The sequence below is a fragment of the Flavobacterium sinopsychrotolerans genome, from assembly GCF_900110375.1.
Classification (GTDB): Bacteria; Bacteroidota; Bacteroidia; order Flavobacteriales; family Flavobacteriaceae; genus Flavobacterium; species Flavobacterium sinopsychrotolerans.
In genome coordinates this window covers 101,465-122,077 of sequence record NZ_FODN01000007.1, presented here as the reverse complement: position 1 = coordinate 122,077, position 20,613 = coordinate 101,465, and the positions used below count along the sequence as shown (strand labels likewise).

Annotated in this window: 13 protein-coding genes; 2 read left to right on the top strand and 11 right to left on the bottom strand. The window is 35.3% G+C overall.

The features are described 5' to 3' along the window. The first annotated feature begins 86 nt into the window (after positions 1 to 86). The gene (gene bioB / locus BMX64_RS12615) at positions 87 to 1,172 is read left to right on the top strand and encodes a biotin synthase BioB (RefSeq protein ID WP_091172407.1); all 1,086 of its coding nucleotides are present in this window, start codon (positions 87 to 89) and stop codon (positions 1,170 to 1,172) included. 66 nt (positions 1,173 to 1,238) lie between these two features. On the opposite strand, the gene BMX64_RS12610 is transcribed toward bioB, so the two are convergent. Both BMX64_RS12610 and BMX64_RS12605 read right to left on the bottom strand, forming a co-directional pair. After that, on the bottom strand, positions 1,239 to 5,093 hold the full coding sequence (locus BMX64_RS12610) for a T9SS sorting signal type C domain-containing protein (protein WP_244273295.1): 3,855 nt from the start codon (positions 5,091 to 5,093) through the stop codon (positions 1,239 to 1,241). Positions 5,094 to 5,330: 237 nt separating this feature from the next. Next, positions 5,331 to 10,808 carry a T9SS sorting signal type C domain-containing protein gene (locus BMX64_RS12605; RefSeq protein ID WP_091172402.1) on the bottom strand — a complete coding sequence of 1,826 codons (5,478 nt, stop codon included), beginning with the start codon at positions 10,806 to 10,808 and terminating at the stop codon, positions 5,331 to 5,333. A 402-nt stretch (positions 10,809 to 11,210) separates the two neighbouring features. On the opposite strand from BMX64_RS12605, the gene BMX64_RS12600 reads away from it, so the two are divergent. After that, on the top strand, positions 11,211 to 11,708 hold the full coding sequence (locus tag BMX64_RS12600; RefSeq protein WP_091172400.1) for a regulatory protein RecX: 498 nt from the start codon (positions 11,211 to 11,213) through the stop codon (positions 11,706 to 11,708). 24 nt (positions 11,709 to 11,732) lie between these two features. On the opposite strand, the gene BMX64_RS12595 is transcribed toward BMX64_RS12600, so the two are convergent. The 9 genes from BMX64_RS12595 to atpD form a co-directional block, all read right to left on the bottom strand. Next, positions 11,733 to 12,890 (bottom strand): beta-ketoacyl synthase N-terminal-like domain-containing protein, encoded by a 1,158-nt coding sequence (locus tag BMX64_RS12595; RefSeq protein ID WP_091172398.1) that lies wholly within the window; start codon positions 12,888 to 12,890, stop codon positions 11,733 to 11,735. A 154-nt stretch (positions 12,891 to 13,044) separates the two neighbouring features. Further along, the gene (gene bioA, locus BMX64_RS12590) at positions 13,045 to 14,316 is read right to left on the bottom strand and encodes an adenosylmethionine--8-amino-7-oxononanoate transaminase (RefSeq protein ID WP_091172397.1); all 1,272 of its coding nucleotides are present in this window, start codon (positions 14,314 to 14,316) and stop codon (positions 13,045 to 13,047) included. 57 nt (positions 14,317 to 14,373) lie between these two features. Further along, the gene (gene bioD, locus BMX64_RS12585; protein ID WP_091172395.1) at positions 14,374 to 14,991 is read right to left on the bottom strand and encodes a dethiobiotin synthase; all 618 of its coding nucleotides are present in this window, start codon (positions 14,989 to 14,991) and stop codon (positions 14,374 to 14,376) included. A gap of 54 nt (positions 14,992 to 15,045) precedes the next feature. Then, a complete protein-coding gene (locus tag BMX64_RS12580; protein WP_091172393.1) occupies positions 15,046 to 15,660 on the bottom strand; it encodes a hypothetical protein in 615 nt (204 codons plus the stop codon). Then, positions 15,650 to 16,153 carry an RNA polymerase sigma factor gene (locus BMX64_RS12575; protein WP_091172391.1) on the bottom strand — a complete coding sequence of 168 codons (504 nt, stop codon included), beginning with the start codon at positions 16,151 to 16,153 and terminating at the stop codon, positions 15,650 to 15,652. The genes BMX64_RS12580 and BMX64_RS12575 overlap by 11 nt, the downstream gene beginning before the upstream one ends. A gap of 7 nt (positions 16,154 to 16,160) precedes the next feature. Beyond that, the gene (locus BMX64_RS12570) at positions 16,161 to 17,036 is read right to left on the bottom strand and encodes a TraB/GumN family protein (protein ID WP_091172389.1); all 876 of its coding nucleotides are present in this window, start codon (positions 17,034 to 17,036) and stop codon (positions 16,161 to 16,163) included. A gap of 320 nt (positions 17,037 to 17,356) precedes the next feature. Continuing rightward, a complete protein-coding gene (locus BMX64_RS12565) occupies positions 17,357 to 18,493 on the bottom strand; it encodes an aminotransferase class I/II-fold pyridoxal phosphate-dependent enzyme (protein WP_091172387.1) in 1,137 nt (378 codons plus the stop codon). 224 nt (positions 18,494 to 18,717) lie between these two features. Next, positions 18,718 to 18,999 (bottom strand): FoF1 ATP synthase subunit delta/epsilon, encoded by a 282-nt coding sequence (locus tag BMX64_RS12560; protein WP_091172385.1) that lies wholly within the window; start codon positions 18,997 to 18,999, stop codon positions 18,718 to 18,720. An 80-nt stretch (positions 19,000 to 19,079) separates the two neighbouring features. Next, positions 19,080 to 20,591, bottom strand: a complete 1,512-nt coding sequence (atpD, locus tag BMX64_RS12555) for a F0F1 ATP synthase subunit beta (RefSeq protein ID WP_073352327.1) — start codon at positions 20,589 to 20,591, stop codon at positions 19,080 to 19,082. Positions 20,592 to 20,613 lie beyond the last annotated feature (22 nt).

The following is a 20,613-nucleotide window of genomic DNA, read 5'->3' as shown; positions in this document are numbered from 1 at the left end:
ATAAATTTACAACTGCCTTTTCAATAGTATTGCATTGGTTCTTTAGAACAATTTAACTACTTTTGACGCATCAAAAAATCGTATCGATGAGCATTACAAAACACAACTGGACCAAAGACGAAATTATCGCAATATATAATAAACCTATGATGGACCTGCTTTATGAAGCGGCTTCTATTCACAGGGAACATCATGATCCTAATGTGGTTCAGGTTTCTACTTTACTGTCTATAAAAACAGGTGGATGTCCGGAGGATTGTGGATATTGTCCACAAGCTGCAAGATATCATACTGAAATTGAAGGGAATGATTTAATGTCCGTTAGCCAAGTAAAAGCGCAAGCTTTACGTGCAAAATCAAGCGGATCTTCACGTGTATGCATGGGAGCGGCTTGGAGAAATGTAAAAGATGGCCCTGAGTTTGACCAAGTTCTTGAAATGGTTCGCACCATAAACAAACTGGATATGGAAGTATGCTGTACCCTTGGGATGATCACTGAAAATCAAGCACATCGTTTAGCAGAAGCCGGTTTATATGCCTACAACCACAATTTAGACACCTCTGAAGAATATTACAAAGAAGTAATCTCAACCCGTGGATTTGAAGACCGTTTGCAAACCATTGAAAATGTTCGTAAAACGAATGTTACTGTTTGTAGCGGTGGAATAATTGGGATGGGAGAAAGCATCGAAGACCGAGCTGGAATGCTTGTAGCACTTTCTACCTTAAATCCTCAACCGGAATCAGTACCAATAAATGCCCTGGTAGCTGTTGAAGGAACTCCGATGGAAGAAGAAAAACCAGTTGAAATATGGGAAATGATACGAATGGTAGCAACAACCAGAATCATCATGCCGGAAACCCAAGTACGTCTTTCTGCAGGTAGAATGAACATGAGCCGTGAAGGTCAAGCCATGTGCTTCTTTGCCGGTGCCAATTCAATTTTTGCGGGAGATAAGTTACTGACTACTCCAAATCCTGATGTAAATGAAGACATGAAAATGTTTGAGATGTTAGGTTTAAATCCACAAAAACCATTTACAAAAGTTTCTCAACCTCAAACCGTTGAGGCTGAAGATTCTCAATTTGCTCCATTGGGTGAAAAACCAAAATGGTCAAGACCAGGACATACTATCGAGAGAAATCTTGAAGCATCCGGTAAAGAGAAATAACCTTTGTTTTTAATAAATACTCAAAACCATCTTGCTCTTATAAGATGGTTTTTTTATGCTCCAATTTTAATACATTATTTTCTTGGTAACAGATTGACCATTCTGCAAAAGTATTTTTACCAACAAGACTTGATGCCCAACAAGCAAATTCAACACTGATAAATCCGTAGCGTTTATTTCATTTTTTTGATATATTTTTCTTCCTGCCAAATTGTATATTACAACCTCATCAATGGATTCCTTAGTTGAATTAATTTGCAACATTTTGTTTTTACTTGATACAAACACGAATTCTTTATTATTTGCAAACTCCACCGAAGTCAAGGTTTTATCTATATAACGCAATATAAAACGATCATCAAATGTTCCTATAGTTGTATTAAAAGCATAACTCCCATTTGTTATATCAACAAAACTATTATTCAATTTATCCTCTATAAAAACATTTTGATTTGCTAGAAGACCATCCACATGATCAATTTTAATCTTAAAATCCCCTGCTATCTTAACTTTGAAGCCTAATTTTATTTCGTCGGTTTCACTAAATGGCAATAATCTTCCTTGAATTACTAAATTCTTATGTTGATTAATACTATAAAAATCTAAATACTCATTCCCATCAAAACTCTCTCCGTCAAAGGAACTATCAAAATCATTAGTCGCTCCGGATGCATATCCTATCAAAACCTGTTTGAAAGCACCTTCCTCATTAGTCAAATTCAACCACATACGGTGTTTCTCAATCTCATTTAATTTCAATTTTTTAGGTGAACTTGATTTAAAAAAGCTCGAATTTTGCCCAACCACTCGCATACTGTTGTTAAAAACGGCTGCTCCTCCACCATTAATACTGGTAACAAAAAAGGATTGTCCGGCGGCTATTTCACCATCAGGAATTGTATTATTAATACCCGAATTTGTGGCTTTTGTTCCTGCTCCTCCCAATAAATTATAGGAAGCATAATCATTTGATGCATATTCATTATTTATAATTGGTGTATTATGTGTCCAAAAATATAGTGTCCCATCAATGATTTTTTCATTTAATTTCAAAAAGAGGTTCGCATCTATAGCCGATGGATAGGGATTTCCTATGAGATTTGAAGTATCTGTTATACTTATAGGAACTGAGACCATCCCATTATTAGGAATGCCTGAAAAAAACCCTTCATAAATAGCTGGAACTGTTGCTGAAAAACTTTGAGGACCTCTTATGATATATCCTTTACCGGACTCCATTACGTTCGTAGGCAATTCATTAATCCATGAGTCAGAAGCTGCATTAAAAGAAAAGAACTTATCCGATAGTGTATCAGGAGAGACATCAATCAATCTTTGTCCAGAAACGGGAGAAGACCAATAGGTATAATCAAATTTGACTATTGGAGTTGTTTCGCGTTTATAGACAACTAGCCCTGTATTTGTTATTTGATCCTCGGATTGAAAAAGTGAGGCATTATTTTCCAAAATTAATGTTCCCAAACCCGAATAATGAAAAACTAAACCCAACGTATTTCCATTTGGAACACCAACACTAATTCCTGAACTGATAGCACATGAACAAGCATTCACAGAATTTAAAACAGGATAATTTCCATTGAAAACTATTCTTTTTTCTGAAGAAGGCGAACCATTATTCCAAGATAAACCATCCCAAACAGTAGTATCCAAACACAAAAGTAACCGAGCAATCCTGTGTTTTGTCACACCCGAAACAGAATTGAAATTGCCTGCTATCATCACTTTATTGTCCGGAGTAAAACACATGCTATAGAGCGGACTATTTAAATTAGCAGAGAAAGTACCATCAAAAGCACCAGCGGGCAAAAGTCGAATCATCCGTTTTACAGAAGTTCCGTTATAAGTCCCAGAGAAAGTTCCACCTACCAAAATCCGTTTATCCGGCTGAATTAAAATAGCTCTGACATCTCCGTTACTAAAGCCAGTTCCAGCAGCAAAACCCGTATCTAAACTTCCGTCAGGATTCAATCTCAGCAGTCGTTTTGCAGCAGATCCATTGTAATTTAAAAAAGAGCCTCCTAATACCAACTTTCCGTCTGATTGCTTCTCTATACAATACACATTTTTGTCAAAACCCAATCCTGTAAAAAATCCTGTATCCACACTACCGTCGCTATTTAATCGCACAATACGATTGTGGACAATCCCATTAAAAGTCAAAAAACGACCGCCTAATACTATTTTTCCATCGGGCTGAACAATGACGGACTCGACGATTTCATCAGCCCCTAAACCAGTTGTAAAGCTTGCATCAAGAGTTCCGTCTGATAACAAACGTGCTATCCTATTTACCGACACTCCGTTACACTTTGTAAAATTGCCTCCAACGATGATTTTACCATCTGCTTGTAAGGCTATTCCATAAATTTGACTATTAAAACCCAAACCCGTATTAAAAGAAACATCAATAGAACCATCTGATAAAATTCTGGTAATCCTATTTACTAAAACCCCATTATAATTCAAAAAATTACCCGCTAATATGATTTTATTGTCTGGCTGGACAATCGCATTTTTGATTAATCCATCAGCGCCAGAACCAGAAACATTAAATGAAGGATCAATTGAACCGTTATTTAATAAACGTGCTATTTTTGGAGCGCTCAACCCATTAAATTTAGAAAAATTACCAACCACAATAGTTTTAGTATCGGACAAAGAAATAACCTTATAAACGGAATTATCAAAACCAACACCAGCAGTTAAATACCCAATATCTAAAGCCCCAAAAGCATCAATTTTTGCTAGCCTGCCTTGATTTTGGGAATCAAAAATAGAAAAAGAACCTCCAACATACCAGGAACCACTTAATTCTGGCGCAATAGTGAGAATAGTTCCCGAAGATGGCCCTGAGCTACTATCAAATGTTAGATTTATAACACCATTGGGCTCTAACAGTACCAATCGGTTTACGGCGATTCCATCATAGGTCCCGGTAAACGAACCACCTAAAACAATTGAACCAATAGTACTGATTTTGATAACTGAAACACCTCCATTACTAAAACCTAATCCAGCAATGAAACTGACATCAATAGAACCGTCATCATTTAAACGAAGTATTCTGTTATTTGGAAGATTATCGTATTTTGTGAAATCACCTCCAATCAAGATTCTTCCATCCGTTTGAATGGCCAGAGTTTTAACATCATCATCGAAACCAATTCCGGTAACAAAAGTTATATCATTACTACCGTCCCCATTTAATCTAATTATTTTATTTGAAAGGATTCCATTGAACAAAGTAAATGATCCACCAAGAATTATTTTACCATTAGATTGAATTTGTATGGCATAAATAATACCATTGGCACCAGTTCCGGTTACAAAGGTGGTGTCCAAATTTCCATTGGCTAAAATTCGTGCAATTCGAGTTACATTATTTCCGTTATAATTAGTAAAACTACCGCCTATAACAATACTCCCATCAGATTGCAGCGCAAGACTATAGATTACTCCGGAACTAGAAGCAATACTGGTATTAAAAGTCATATCAAGAGATCCATCAGTATTTAACCGAAGTAGTCTGTTAGTAGTTTGACTATTAAAGAGTGTAAATGAACCGCCAAGGAGAATTTTCCCATCAGGCTGAATCAAAGAACAATATACTTTTCCATTAATTCCAGTGCCTAAATTAAAACTAGAATCTTTAGTACCGTCCGGAAGCAATCTACATAAGTAAGGAGTGGCGGCACCATTAAAATTTAAGAAATCGCCTCCTACAATTAATTTCCCGTTAGATTGAATCGAAACAGTTCTGACGGTATTATCAAAACCATCTCCTAATAACCCATCATCATAGGTGTTAAAAGTGGCATCAACTCGCCCTTCTTGACAAGAAGCTGGATTAAAAATGGAAAGACTAAACACAACAACGAAGCAAAGAAGTTTTGATTTCAAATTTACAATGGATTTAAGATTTTGCTAACTACACTAATACGCACTACTACAATCATTTACTAATTGCACATAAAAATATAGACAATCCTAATTCTACGCAATACCCACATTTAGTGATATTTAGCTTAAATAACCAAATTATTTATATTTCTCATTTTTGACTCTATTTTAAAAAAAATCCCATTCTGTTTTCATCAGAATGGGATTTAATAAAAAAATTAAAAATACTATTTATTGCTAATAGCTAACTTTTTTAGCTACTACCTGGCCATTAGTTAAGACAACTTTTACGATTACAATTTGATTCTTCAATGTAATATTTGAAGTGCGAAATTCATTTACATCCTTAAGTGTTTCTTCAAATACTTTTTTACCCAATAAATCAAATACTGTGACCCGTTTCATCGTTTCAAATTCAGATTTAATTTTTAATTCGTTCTTCTCTTTAAAGACTACAATTGTTTTTTCTTGGCTTTCAAAATCACCCGTTCCAAGTGTTTTATCAGTGTAACGCAACACAAAACGCTCATTAAAAGTTCCTTTTTGAGTAGTAAATCCATAAGGTGATTCTTTTAAATTATGTATAATATCCAGCATTTTATCTTCAAGAAATACATTTTGAGTTGTCAAGAATCCATCTGTTTGAAAAATAGTAATAGTGAATGCTCCTGCAATAGTTGTTTTATAACCCAACGGTACCTGATCACTTTGTAGAAATGGCAGAGCCCTCCCTTGAATTACAAAGTTTTTATCCTCAAGTACACTATAGAAATCAACAAATGTATTCCCATCAAAACTTATTCCGTCAAATGTTCTCTCATACTCATTTGTTGCTCCCGTTACGTAGCCTATGAGTGTTTGTTTAAATGCACCTTCTGTATTTGAAAAATTCAACCACAGCCTGTTTTTATCAAAACTCGCATTCTTTTTTGATTTTGAGTTAGACCTAAAAAATTGTGAATTAACGTTTCCTATCAATCGCATCGTATTAGTAAAATTAACCGTTCCAGGTGCAATACTAGTTGCAAAAAAACCTTGACCAGAAGCGATTTCTCCTGTAGGAATTGTAGGCATTGGATTAACATCACTAGCTGCAGGAATACCATTACCGGTACCAACTCCTCCTGTTAAATTGTATGATGCATAATCATCTGAATCATAAATATAATGAGAACCACTTGGAGCTATATCTGTATTATGGGTCCAAAAATATAGCGTCCCGTCTAATACGTCTTTGTTAGTAAATAAAAACAAGTCTGCATCCAGCGCAGACGGATAAGGATTCCCAAGAAGATAAGAAGCTTCGCCTGTTGCCGTTATAGAAACTGGAATAGTTCCATTGTGTGGTACGCCAATAAAATTAGCACGATAAGTCCCTATTGGATTAGGCGCATAATGATTTTGTGGTCCACGAATAATGTACCCAACACCTCTATCCATCTCTTTAGATGAATTTTCCTGTATCCAGTTGTTGTTAACAGCATCAAAAGACATATACTTATCCCATAAAGTATTTGGAGATGCATTGTATAAAGTTTGTGCAGAAACAGGTGAAGACCAATAGGTATAATCGAATTTATCTACAGCTGTCACTGTTTCTCTTTGATAGGTTATATTTCCCGAGTTTATAGTAGGGTCTTCATTAATTTGAACTAAGCTTGCGTTGTTTTCGAAAGTTAATGTACCACCAGAAACTTTTAATTCATTAGTCAAGGTCAAGGTCTTATCAGACCTAACAATTACATTTCCCAAAGTCACCTCACATGAACATGCAACTAAATCTGTAGTCTGGCTATAATTTGCATTAAAAATAAGCTTTTTATCACTATTTGGCAATCCATTTGACCAAGCACCATTCCAAACAGTTTCTTGTAAAGAATCAATTTTTACTAATACTGGATTAGAAGCAGAACAACCATCAATTGATACCGAAAAAGTATATGTGCCCGGTGCCAGTCCTGAAACAGTTGCTGAAATCCCTGTACCAGTAATTGTTGCTGTAGAAGTACCACTTTGCATCAAAGTCCAAGTCCCTGCTGACGGTAAGTTATTTAAAATTACACTAGCTACAGGAACGTTGCACGTTACCGGCGTAATTGTTCCTCGTGTTGGTGCGGCTATAATTGTTGAACCAATGTTTATTGGAGAACTTAACGAACAACCTATTGCATCTGCATAATTCAAAATATATGTAGCCGAATCTAAACCGGTTCTATTTAAAGTGGTTGCACTATCTGTCCAAGAAACATCCAAAACGTTGACATTAACGGGTATATTTGCTCCTGATTGATACAAATCAATTGTTTTTGAATAGATTAAATTATCAGATGAGTCAAACAACTCCAATAGCATATTTTGCCCTCTTTGTGAACAACAATCAGTGCGATTGTAGATTCTTATATTATCTAAATTTTTTCCTGATTGCAAATCAACCTTAATCCATTCGTTTAAGTTTGGAGTTGCACTATGCCAAAAATTATTGTTCCCTGAATTATTTCCGTCGATTGCTATTGGAGCAGTATATTGAGAACTATAGTTCGATGAAGACGTTGCTGAAGTTCCATTAGTAGATTGAGCTACATTAGCGCCTGTAAAAATTTCAAAAGCTTCAATCTCTGCAACTTGTTGCCATGCATCTGCATTCACATATTTTTGGGTTAGTTTTATGTAGCGCACATTGGTTAATCCTCCGGAAAGTGTCGGTGAAATTGAACCATCATTAGCTGTGGCGCAGGTTTCGTCGACCTTATTTGGAGTGATTGTTGGAGCGCTATTTACCGTTATTGCTACCGGAACTGAATAAACTTCTGCACAAGAACCACTTTTGACAACTGCCCTAAAATAGGTAGTCGTACTTATGTTACCAATGGTAGCACTTGTCAATGTGCTACTGGTATTAGCAATAGTTTCTAAACCTGCAGTGAAGATACTATTCGTTGATTTTTCCCATCTCACAACTGCTCCAGTATTCCCACTTAGCACTAAGCTAGCAGGTTGATTTCCAGAACAAATAGTTTGCTCCTGAGTTATTACCCCACCTACTGTCCCTGTTGTGGAATAAATTATTGTATTAGAATAAGAAGATATAGCACAACTATTATAAGCTCTTAATCTATAATACAAAGTACCTCCGGGAAGTCCAGAAGCAAAAAAATTAGAAGTTTGATATCCAATATTATAATTATTATACCCTGAAACAAAAGCTGTAAAAGCAGAATCAGTAGCAATATCCAAAAAATATCCTGTTGCATTTGCAGCAGAATTAAGATTTACAGTGAAAAAATCACAACCAGGATTACTACCCGCTGTTGCTACTGGAATAGTTGGTACTTGATTAGTGGTAAAAGTCATCGTTCCTGAATTTGGACTAATCCCACAAACACCTGATGCGCGAACCCTGTAGTAATAAGAAGTATTTGGCACTAACCCTGTAATGGCATAGTGAAGAACATTACCAACATCCAAGTTTGAATAAGCACTTATCATAGAAGAAAACCCAGCATCTGTGGAAACATCTATAAAATAGTTTGTTGCATTATTTGAATAACCCCATTGTGCTGTATATCCAGTACACGTTGGTGAAAAACCAGAATTAGTTCCTGGAGTGGATGGAGTTGGGACTGTTTGAATATTTTTTCCTGATTGAGTATAACTTTCTCCACATCCGTTAACTGCTTTAACTTCTACATTACCCGAAGCGCCTACTGTAACTGTAATTGAATTGGTACCCATTCCTGATGTTATGACCCAGCCAGATGGAAGAGTCCAGTTATAAGAAATAGCATTATCGACAGCAGTAATACTATAAATTTCACCTGTAGCCCCTACACATGGAGTATTAGATCCTGATATTGCACCAGGAGTTCCTGGTCTCGATGGGCTAGTAGTAACTTTAATTACATTGGTATTAAAACTACAACTGGCTGCATTAGTTGCAAAAGCTTTTAACATTCTTCTATAATATCGAATAACGTTTACCGTACTTGTTGTTACTGTTGGGGGAGTATAATCTTCAGCTGTTGCCCCTGAAACATCAGTAAAGTTTACATTATCAGTTGAAACCTGCCACTGGTATGTTGTATTGGTCGCTCCACAACCTGAATAGGAAGAACCATTTAAAAGTCCTGAAGAAGATCCCGAACAAATATTGATTTCCGTGTTTCCTGCTATATTGTTATTAGAAGGGACAAAAGGAGTTAGAGAAAATCCTAATACATTACCTCCTCCATTTTCATAATAATCTAAAATAATATCACTATTACCATTCAGATAAATCAAGTTATTACAATACGTTGTGTTGCTTTGCTCTTTCCATTGATTAAATACCAAAACTCCGTCAACATAAACACGTATTCCGTCATCACCATTTACATTTAGAAAATAACAACCTGTCTTAGTTGATTTCATGCGATAACGTACGGCAAATTGTTCGGTTCTTACATTTACCCTATTCACTCCGTTAGAAAAAACAGGGAAACAAACATCATCCCCTCCAAAACCTTCATTAATACTCTCAGAGGCAACATTATAATACCCTACGTAATTTGAATTAGTAAAAGGAGTCGTTATAGCTGGAGCAGCAGGCGATGTTCCTCCAGGCGGTGTAGTTCCTGTCCAATTATAAACATGTCCTACCCAAGTATTTGTTCCAAATGCAGTTTGAGAATCTTGTGTATTACCAATAGAATTTAAAGTTAGAGTTAATCCACCTGAACCACTAACTGAACAATTACCAGTTAACAATACTCTTATAGCTCCTGAAACGGTAGCTGTCCAAGTAATGGAGGTCCCGTTATTACCAGAAGCGGTAATTGGTGGTGAAACATTATTATTAGAATCATCCAATATTGTCAAATTTTCCTGTGATGAAAAAGCATTACCAACTGAAAAAGTATAATTAAATCCTTTAACTACATTAACAGTTGCATATCTTCCTGAAGTTACGCTCGCAGTCGTTAACGTATTAGAATTATCTATACAAAAAGTATAAGTCCCCACAGAAGATGAAGCAATTGGTGGTGTAAATCGATAAATTTGACCTGTAGCAGGTCTTGAATTTATAGAAGTTGTAAAAGTAGAAGACGATGCTGTTGGCGTAGTGCCTGAATTGCTCAAAGTTAGATAGGTATCAGCTGCATCATAAATACCAATTGTTGCAGCACCAGATCCATTTATATTTGCAGTTCCTCGGTTATAAATATATTCAATAACATTACTTGTTTCATGCAGCCACACCTGAAATGAAACAACGTCCGCTAGTGATTGAAAATTCCATTTCTGTCCAGACCACTCTATTTTAAATATCCTGTTAGGGGCTGATCCGGTTACAACATATCTTGGTACATTAGTATTCGCTAAATCATCCCATAAAGGTACCAAAAAGGGTTTTCTGTCAGAAATATCCGCAGCTGTTTTACCATAAAAAGGCTCGCTTATAGCTGTATTTTTAAATGACATCAACCCATTACTTGAAACTTGTATTTGAGAATAATTTACTCCTCCAAAAACAAAATTAAATGGGGTTGTCGCATCTAATGGAAAAATTGAAGAAAAACCATCATCTTTAGTAGATGTTAATCCAAGTACATCTGTTGCTCCTGTTAATGGAACATAAGTTCCATTAACAGGAGCAAAACAATAACTACTTGCAACTTGTCCGTAACTCAAAAAAAAACTAAAAAAGAATGCAATTAGTAAAAGTAATTTTTTATTCATGTGGTATTATTTTATATATCTTAACACTAAATTCAAAAACTTCTTTTTGAATTTTTATCAAAAAAAATAAAGAAATTAGCTAACATGGCAATATCGTTCCGTATTTTAAATAAAGCCCAATTTAATCGACCAAATACAAAATAATCTGTCAAAACACACTTTTATAGCCAGGCGAAATCTTTTGAAACTCACCTTGAAAACAAATTATTTCTTAGCCTGAACTTCCTCTACGGCAAGCTCTTTTGCTGAAAACTTAATTTCCTTTTTTATCATAAGAAACAACAAAAAATAAATTCATGTTTACCGCTTGTATCACAATGGATTTAAAGCCTTATTTTTGAAATTGAATTCCGTATCTATTTTACAAATTGAAGCACAGAGAATCATTTTAAAATCAAAAAAATGAACCCAGTTTACTCCATAAAAGAAGCCATACATAAAATAGAACATTTTTGCGCCTATCAAGAACGCTGTCATGAAGAAGTTGTACAAAAATTAAGGAGCATGAAAATGGATCCTGATGAAATCGACACGATTTTAGTCCATCTTATAAGTGATAATTTTCTGAATGAAAGTAGGTTTGCCTGCAGTTTCGCACGAGGGAAACACCGCATCAAATTTTGGGGAAAAATCAGAATTGTAAACGAATTGAAATTTCGAAAAATTACACAATACAATATAAATCTGGCACTCAAAGAAATCTCAACAGAGGAGTATTTATCGACTTTTCATACCGTCGCGGAAAGACAATGGGAAACCATAAGCGAAACCAACAATCTGAAAAAACGAAAAAAATTCTGTGATTATCTATTGCGCAAAGGATTTGAGAGCAATTTGGTTTATGAAAAAATTAAAGAGCTGAAGAATTTGAACACAGATGACACGGATTTAACGGATTAGTACCCATTTTAAACTTTTTAATTCTTACAAACTTAAAAGAATACTCACCGCATTACCACCAAAACCAACTGCATTAATCAGTACTTTTTTAATAGGTTTTGTTTGTATTTGTGCTTCCGCAAAAGGAACTCCGATAAATCTATTGTGCTGCATCATTAGGATAGCGAGTTCCATGCTCAATATACCCGAAGCACCAAAAGTGTGACCAATTTTCCATTTATTAGTAGTCAACAAAGGAAGGCTTTCGCCAAAAACTTTCCGTATCGCTTTATACTCTGTCAAATCTCCTTTTATAGTTCCTGGAGCATGCATGACAATAACATCAACTGCAGCTAAATCTGTATTTTGCAACGCCATTTTCATGGATTTCTGAAAACAACTCGCTTCTGCCGAAATAGAAATATTATGTTCCAATATCTCTGTAGCATAACCGATTCCCTCGATGTAAGCTAATGCGTTTTCTTTTTTCCCTATTTCGAGACAGCACACTCCAGCGCCTTCGCCAAGAATCATGGTGTTTTGCTTTTTGTCTAAATCAAGTGCCCGATTCGGATATTCTTCTGCACTGTTCGAATAAATTTTCAAAGCGCGCATTTGGGCAATCGTAAAATCAGTTAAAGGTGCTTCACTACCACCAACAAGAAATTTATCCGCCATTCCTGCTCTGAGCCAAGCCACTCCGTTTAATACCGCGTGCAAAGCAGTAGAGCACGTGATAGAATGAGATATTTCAGGACCTGAGCTTTGCAAATCATGAGCAACCCAAGAAGAAATATTCCCCAAAGTAGTCGTTGGAGAAGCCAAAGTTTGTGCTTTTCCAGTTTTTAAATACTCCTGATAATGTTTTTCGAATAAATCTGTTGCGCCGCGAGAGGAACCAATATTGATTCCGAAAACGTCGTTTGAAGTCCAACCCGCATTTTGCATAGCTTTTCGCGAAGCCCCCATTGCATACAAAACTGATTTATCTAAGGATTTATATTTGGAATCTGACGCTCGGAAAGCGCCAACAACTTGCTCTGAATTAGCGTCTAAAGTCGCTACAAAGGTTTTTTTATGGTCTAAAATATGTTCCGAAAAACAATGATTTTCATTAAGATAATTTTCCCAAATAGCCTCATGCGCATTTCCTAAAGGGGAAATGGAAGCTATAGCAGTTATAGAGATTGTTTGTTGTTGCAAGTGGATAATTTTTTATTTTGTTTCACGAAAATTCAGAAAGAAAACTCGATGATGCGCTACGTTTTACTATTACTAAAGAAAATTTTTAATCCTCTTTCTTTGTGAATCTCTACATTTCTTTGCGAATCTTTGTATAATCACTTTGGAGGCAAAATTAAACTATTTCTAAAGCATTTTGGACTACTTGATATACTTTTTGTAGTTGCTCATCCGTAATAATGTAGGGAGGTAAAATGTAAACGATATTCCCAACAGGACGCAGAATCACTCCGTTTTCGATAAAAAAATCATACAGTTTATTACGCAAAGTTCCATAGTAACTGGCTGAACTTTCGGTTTTTATTTCTAAAGCAAAAATGACCCCCAGCACTCGTGTTGTAATAACTTTTGGGTGATTTTTAACGCGCTCCTGAAATTCCAAATGACTTTTATTTACTCGAAATATATTCGCTTGCATTTCATCGGTTTGCAACAATTCTAAACTTGCCAAAGCTGCTGCACAACCTGTAGGATTTGCTGTAAAAGTATGTCCATGAAACAAGGCTTTATTAATATCGTCATCATAAAAAGCATCGAATAAATCCTGTGTAAAAGTCGTAATCGCCATAGGAATAGTTCCTCCAGTCAAGGCTTTGGACAGACACATCATATCTGGTTTTTCTACCAAATAATCCGTTGCAAATGTTTTTCCCGTTTTCCCAAAGCCCGTCATCACTTCATCCGCAATGGTCCGCACATTATTATCCTGACAAATTCGCATTAATTCATCTAACGATTCCGGTTCATACATCACCATTCCCGCCGCTCCTTGAACCAAAGGCTCAAAAATAAAACCTGCACAATTGTTGTTTTCTATAACCGATTGTAACGCATCATAACTCTCTTGCTCCATTCCTTTAACCGGAACCGGAATCCGCACCACATCAATAAACATTCCTTGAAAAGCTTGCGTATAAAATGAAATTCCGCTCGCTGCCATGGCTGCAAAAGTATCGCCGTGAAAAGCATTTTCGAAAGCAATTATGGTAGTTCTCTTTTCTCCTTTATTGAAAAAATATTGTAACGCAACTTTAATCGCTACTTCAACAGCCGTAGACCCATTATCAGAAAAGAATATTTTTTGTTGGTTTTTCGGTAAAATTTCCATCAATTTCTCGGCTACCAAAATAGCGGGTTCATGTGTAAAACCCCCAAACAATACATGTTCTAATGTCGTGAGTTGTTTGTAAATGGCATCGGCAATAAATGTATTGGAATGTCCATAAGGATTGACCCACCAAGAGGCAATTGCATCAATATATTCTTTATTGTTTTCATCCCAAAGCAAAGTGCCTTTGCCTTTTTTTATGGCAATTGGTAACGCAGCGGTTTTATGTTGGGTATACGGATGCCAAAGATATTGGCTGTCTCTTTCTGTTAAAGTCATTTTAAATAATATATTTCACAAAGATACACAGAGAAAGCACAGAGTTTTACAAAGATTTTATAAACTCAATAGCAGTTTCCGAAACAAATCAGCATATTCTTTGATTACATTTTGATCAAAATAGGGTTCTTGTTCTATTCGCCCAATGCATTTTACACCCGTTTTACTCAGAATTATTTCTTCTGTAGCTTTATTTTCAGCACCCGAAAAAACTATTCCCGCAACTGCTATTTTTCTATTTTGTAAGGCTTCAATTGTGAGCAAAGTATGATTGATGCTTCCTAAATAATGCCTAGAAACCACAATTACTTTATAATCAGACTGAATCAAATCAACAACACAATCCTTTGAATTTAGCGGAACAAAAACACCTCCCGCACCTTCAATGACCAAATGATTCTCTGTTTTGGGTTCAGTCATTTTCTGTAAATCAATAGTAATTCCGTCTCGTTCAGCAGCGAGATGTGGACTTGCCGGCGTAATCAAAGCATAACTATTCGGATGAATTACCGTCTTTTTATTAGATAAAAAACATTTGATTTTATGACTGTCCGAATTATCTAAATCGCCGGCTTGGATTGGTTTCCAATAATCAGCTTCTAGTGCTTCGGTGATTATGGCAGATACAATGGTTTTGCCGACATCGGTTCCTATTCCGGTTACAAATATTTTCATAGTAATTAGATTTGACACAAAAGTAAAAAACCCATCGGTAAGATGGGTCATTTATTATTCTTCTTTTAGTTCGTCTAAAACTTTTCTAATTTCTTTTGCATACTTTCCGTAGAAAAAATGAACCCACCATTCTGCCATTAATCCCATAAACAAAATAAGAACGGAAATTATCACGAATATAGCAATCATTAAAGTATTACTTAAATCTGATATTTTCATTCCAGGTGTTGTGGAAGCCACATAAAAAGTAAATCCTACTAAAAAAAGAACTACAAACGGTGTAAGAGCAAACGTAAATGTTTTATACAATTCCATGTTTAATCTCACATCAAAATACGTTTCATACAAACTGTCTTTTGTTCTTAAAGTGATATTATTAAGTCTTTTATAAAACAAATACAACTTCACCAAATAGTAGACGCAAACTGCAAAAAACATACTATACAATAAGTAAAAAGGAGCCAACCATTTTTCAGGAAAATGATATATGATAGGTGCAAACCCACAAAGAATAACAGTTAGCGATTGATAAATGAGTTCTTTTTTAAGATTTTTTTTAATCTTATCCAAGGGCGTATTTGCCGTTTGAATTTTTTCTAAATTATTAGGGAGAACAACATTCTCATTGTTATCATTATCCCATGCTGATTGTATATCGTTAAAATCCATATCCCTGATTTTTAATTATTTCTCTTAATTTTTCTTTTGCTCTATTTAATTTCACTCTGGCATTCCCTTCTGAAATACCTAAATTGTCTCCTATTTCCTTATGCGAAAAACCCTCTAATTGATAAAAAATGATAGCCTTGTCTATTTTTTCTAATTTCTGAACTGCTTTGTAAAAATGTTCAATTTGGCTTTCCTTAATTTCTGAATCGTCAGTTTCTTCTTTAATATTTTCAGATGCTATTTCATATTTATCGACTTTCCTTTTTTCTTTCTTTAGAAAAACGATAGCTGTATTAATGGCCACCCGATACATCCAAGTCGAAAACTGGCTTTCGTTTCTAAACGAATCATACGATTTCCAAAGTTGACAGACAATCTCCTGAAACAAATCCTGTTGATCATCATGATTGTCCATATACATTTTAGAAACTTTATATAAAATCCCTTTGTGTTTTTCAATCCGGTTTAAAAATTCTGGTTCTTTCTCTTTCAAAATGGTATTAGTTCAGAATAGGTTTAACGATATACCCTTTTTTTCTCAATAAATTGATCACTCCTTGTTCATCTAATAAATGAGCGGCTCCTACTGCAAAAAAAGTGCTTTTATCTTTCATCATATCTGGCATTTTTACCACCCAGTTTTCATTTCTGACATCTAACAACCATTTTCTGGCTTTTTCATTCATCACTTTTGGAGCCGTAATATCTTTATATAATTCCGGAAGGTTTTCTTGAATGTAATTTTGAACCATCTTTTTTGTAGTATCGTCATTTGATTCCTGTAACATTGTTATCATCTCCGCATCAGAATAACCTTTGCTTAAGAAATCCATTTGTGCTTGAAGTGTTTCAAATCCAGTAACACTTTTATCAGATTCTTTAGCCATTGCAATAAATTCCATTTCATAACTTTTTATATCAACACACCCAAAAGATTTCATCGTAATTAAACTGATTACTGTCATTAAACTAAACTTGTCAACTTGTTTGACTGTCATTCCAGTTCGCTTTTGTAATAAAGCATCAAGGTCATTCAATTGTTCTGGGCTCAATGTTTTACTTAATGGTTCTTTCCCGTATGCCAGTTGTTGGGCAACGCTCAATTCCTTTGGGTCTGATAAATTAACCTCTAAGACTAAATTATCAGAAGCCGTAAAAGCTTTTTTGGTTTTATCAGACAGTAAATAATCATTCCCACAAATCATGTGAATCGTGCCATATAAATACGAAGATTTCGATAATCCATTTCCTGAAATTTCCCATAAAAGAGATTTATCGTTTGAATTTATTGATTCAACTTTTTTTGCTTGCGCAAAAACTCCACTGGACATTAACAATACTGCTACTATTGCAATTGATTTAAATAATTTTTTCATAATAATTTGATTTTTGATTGATTTAGATGATTGAAACTCGTTAGATTTACTTACTATATTTTGATCTTATGACCGAAAACACTCCCGCCAAAAAGAAGCATGACATCATCAATAGCATATCCAAATTTGGCTTTTCATAAACATATTGGTTTATTATAGCGTAGCCAAGTCCAATTGAACTGATAAAGATCATAACAGGTCCGAAATCATTTCTCTCGCTAAATTTTTTTGTGGTTTCTGTTTTCATAATGGTTTTATTTATTTGATTACCATTCGTAAGTAATTAAATAAGCAAAACGTTACAAAAAAAATTATTTTATTTAAAGAAGTGAGTAAATACAATGCATGACAGCCGAAATTTCTTCTGGCGAATTATAACTGTGTAAACAAAAGCGCAAACGTTCCTGGCCTTCTGAAACAGTTGGCGAAAGTATCGCTTTCACATCAAATCCTTTTTCTTGCAATTGATTGGCTATGGATTTAACCTTTTCATTTCCAGGAATAATGGCAGATTGTATCGCTGATTTGCTTCGGACAAAAAGTGGTTTTAAACTCAACAGATTTTTCTGCTGATTAAAAAAAACAATGTTTTCTCTTAATTTTAAAATTGAAGTAAAATCTTTTTTTAAATGCTGGTAAGCAATCAAAATCGTGGCAACAGAATGTGGCGAAAGCCCCGTGGTATAAATAAAACTTCGGGCGAAATTCACCAAATAATCCTTCAATTCAACCGAACCTAAAATCGCGGCTCCATGACAACCCAATCCTTTCCCGAAAGTCATAATACGGGCAAAAACGTGATCTTGCAAACCCAGCAGTTGAACGAATCCTTCTCCTGAAGAACCAAAAACTCCCAAAGCATGCGCTTCATCTACAACTAAATAGCAATGGTATTTATCTGAAAGCAAAACTAATTCTTCCAGATTTGGACAATCACCATCCATAGAAAAAACAGATTCGGTAACAATATAAGTAACGGTGTCTGGATTCCGTAAAATCAACTTTTCTAAATCTTCAAAATCATTGTGGTCGAATTTATAGGCTTTGGCATTCGACAGTTGAATTCCGTCCCGAATGGAAGCATGACACAATTCGTCGTATAAAATCAAATCGCCTTTTTGAGGAACTGCACTAAAAAAACCAACATTAGCATCGTAACCCGAATTAAAAATCAATGCCGCTTCTGATTGATGGAACTTAGCGATAAAGGCTTCTGTTTCTTGATACAGTTTATGGTTCCCGGATAATAATCTGGAACCTGTTGCTCCGTTATGAATAAAATTATTATCTATTAAATACTGATGCGTCTCATTAAAAATAATTTCTGATTGTGAGAAACCCAAGTAATCATTAGAAGAAAAATCAATCATTTTACTCGGCAAAGACAATTGTCGCAAAGCATTATTTTGCTTTCTGATCTCAAGTTTAGAGGATAGAGAAGATGGGAATCGTTTCATAGTTAACAAAAATACTAAAGTTGGATGAATTTAGCCCAGATTGCAATGGAAAGCCTCGCAGAAGGATACACTATTTTTTGTAGAAGTGACACAGCAACCGAAGGAAGCTCGTGGCGGTTATAACAAAAAAGTGTTTCCTTTAAGAGTTTGTAATGGAAAGCTGGATTAGCTCCAAAAAAAAAGCCTAACAGTTACGTTAGGCTCTATTTATATTCTGAATTGTCTTAGTCAACTAAAACAATAACTTTATTGTCTTTCATTTCAATTGTTCCTGAATTGATAGCAAGTGTATAGTTTTGAGCATCAAGTTTGGTGAATTTACTGGCTACTTCTTTTGCAAAAGCAAAGTTTGAAGCAGTAATTTTCACTACGCCTTTTTCTAAAATAGAAACAATTGGCGCGTGGTTATTCAAAATCTGAAAGCTTCCATCAACTCCTGGCAGTGTTACCGAAGTTACTTCTGCTGAAAACAATTTTGCTTCTGGTGAAACTATTTCTAATAACATATTTCTTTTTAGTTTAAAGTTTAAAGTTTAAAAGTTTAAAGTTACGAGTGAACCTTAAACTTTAAACTTATAAACTAATTTTAAGCTTCCGCTAACATTTTTTCTCCAGCTTCGATTGCTTCTTCAATAGTACCTTTAAGGTTAAAAGCAGATTCTGGCAAGTGATCTAATTCACCGTCAATAATCATGTTAAATCCTTTGATCGTATCTTTGATATCAACTAAAACTCCTTTTAACCCTGTAAATTGTTCAGCTACGTGGAAAGGTTGAGATAAGAAACGTTGCACACGACGTGCTCTTGAAACAGATAATTTATCTTCTTCAGATAATTCTTCCATACCAAGAATTGCGATAATATCTTGTAGTTGTTTGTATTTTTGTAAAATTTCTTTCACTCTTTGTGCACAGTCATAATGCTCATCACCTAAGATTTGAGGAGTAAGAATTCTTGAAGTTGAATCCAATGGATCCACCGCTGGATAAATACCTAACTCAGCAATTTTACGAGACAATACAGTTGTTGCATCAAGGTGAGCAAAAGTTGTAGCCGGAGCTGGATCCGTTAAATCATCCGCAGGTACGTAAACCGCTTGTACAGATGTAATAGAGCCTTTATTTGTTGAAGTAATACGCTCTTGCATAGCACCCATTTCAGTAGCCAATGTTGGTTGGTAACCTACCGCAGATGGCATACGACCTAAAAGTGCAGAAACCTCAGAACCTGCTTGTGTAAAACGGAAGATATTGTCAACGAAAAACAAAACGTCTTTCCCTTGATCAGTTCCTGCTCCATCACGGAAATATTCAGCGATAGATAATCCAGAAAGTGCTACACGAGCACGAGCTCCTGGAGGCTCATTCATTTGACCGAAAACGAAAGTAGCTTTAGACTCTCTCATTCCTGGCATATCTACTTTAGATAAATCCCATCCTCCATTTTCCATAGAGTGCATGAATTCATCCCCGTATTTTATAATTCCTGACTCTAACATCTCACGGAGTAAGTCATTCCCTTCACGTGTTCTTTCTCCTACTCCTGCGAATACTGAAAGTCCACCGTGACCTTTTGCGATATTATTAATCAACTCCTGAATCAATACTGTTTTACCAACTCCAGCACCACCGAACAATCCAATTTTACCCCCTTTTGAGTAAGGCTCAATCAAATCGATTACTTTAATACCTGTGAATAAAACTTCAGATGAAGTTGAAAGGTCTTCGAATTTTGGTGCTTGTCTGTGAATAGACATACCGTTTTCACCTGTTTTTGGCAAGTTTCCTAAACCATCAATGGCATCTCCAATTACGTTGAATAAACGACCGTAAACATCAGCTCCAATTGGCATTTGAATAGGATTCCCTGTTCCAACTACTTCATAACCTCTACTCAAACCATCTGTTGAGTCCATCGAAATGGTACGTACTGTGTTTTCACCAATGTGAGATTGCACTTCAAGTACTAGTAAAGTACCATCTTTTTTTGTGATTTCTAACGAATCATAAATTTTTGGAAGTTCAACATCCTTACCGTTGAAAACTACATCAACTACTGGTCCAATGATCTGGGCAACTTTTCCTATTACTTTCGACATTACTTATGTATTTATTAAATAG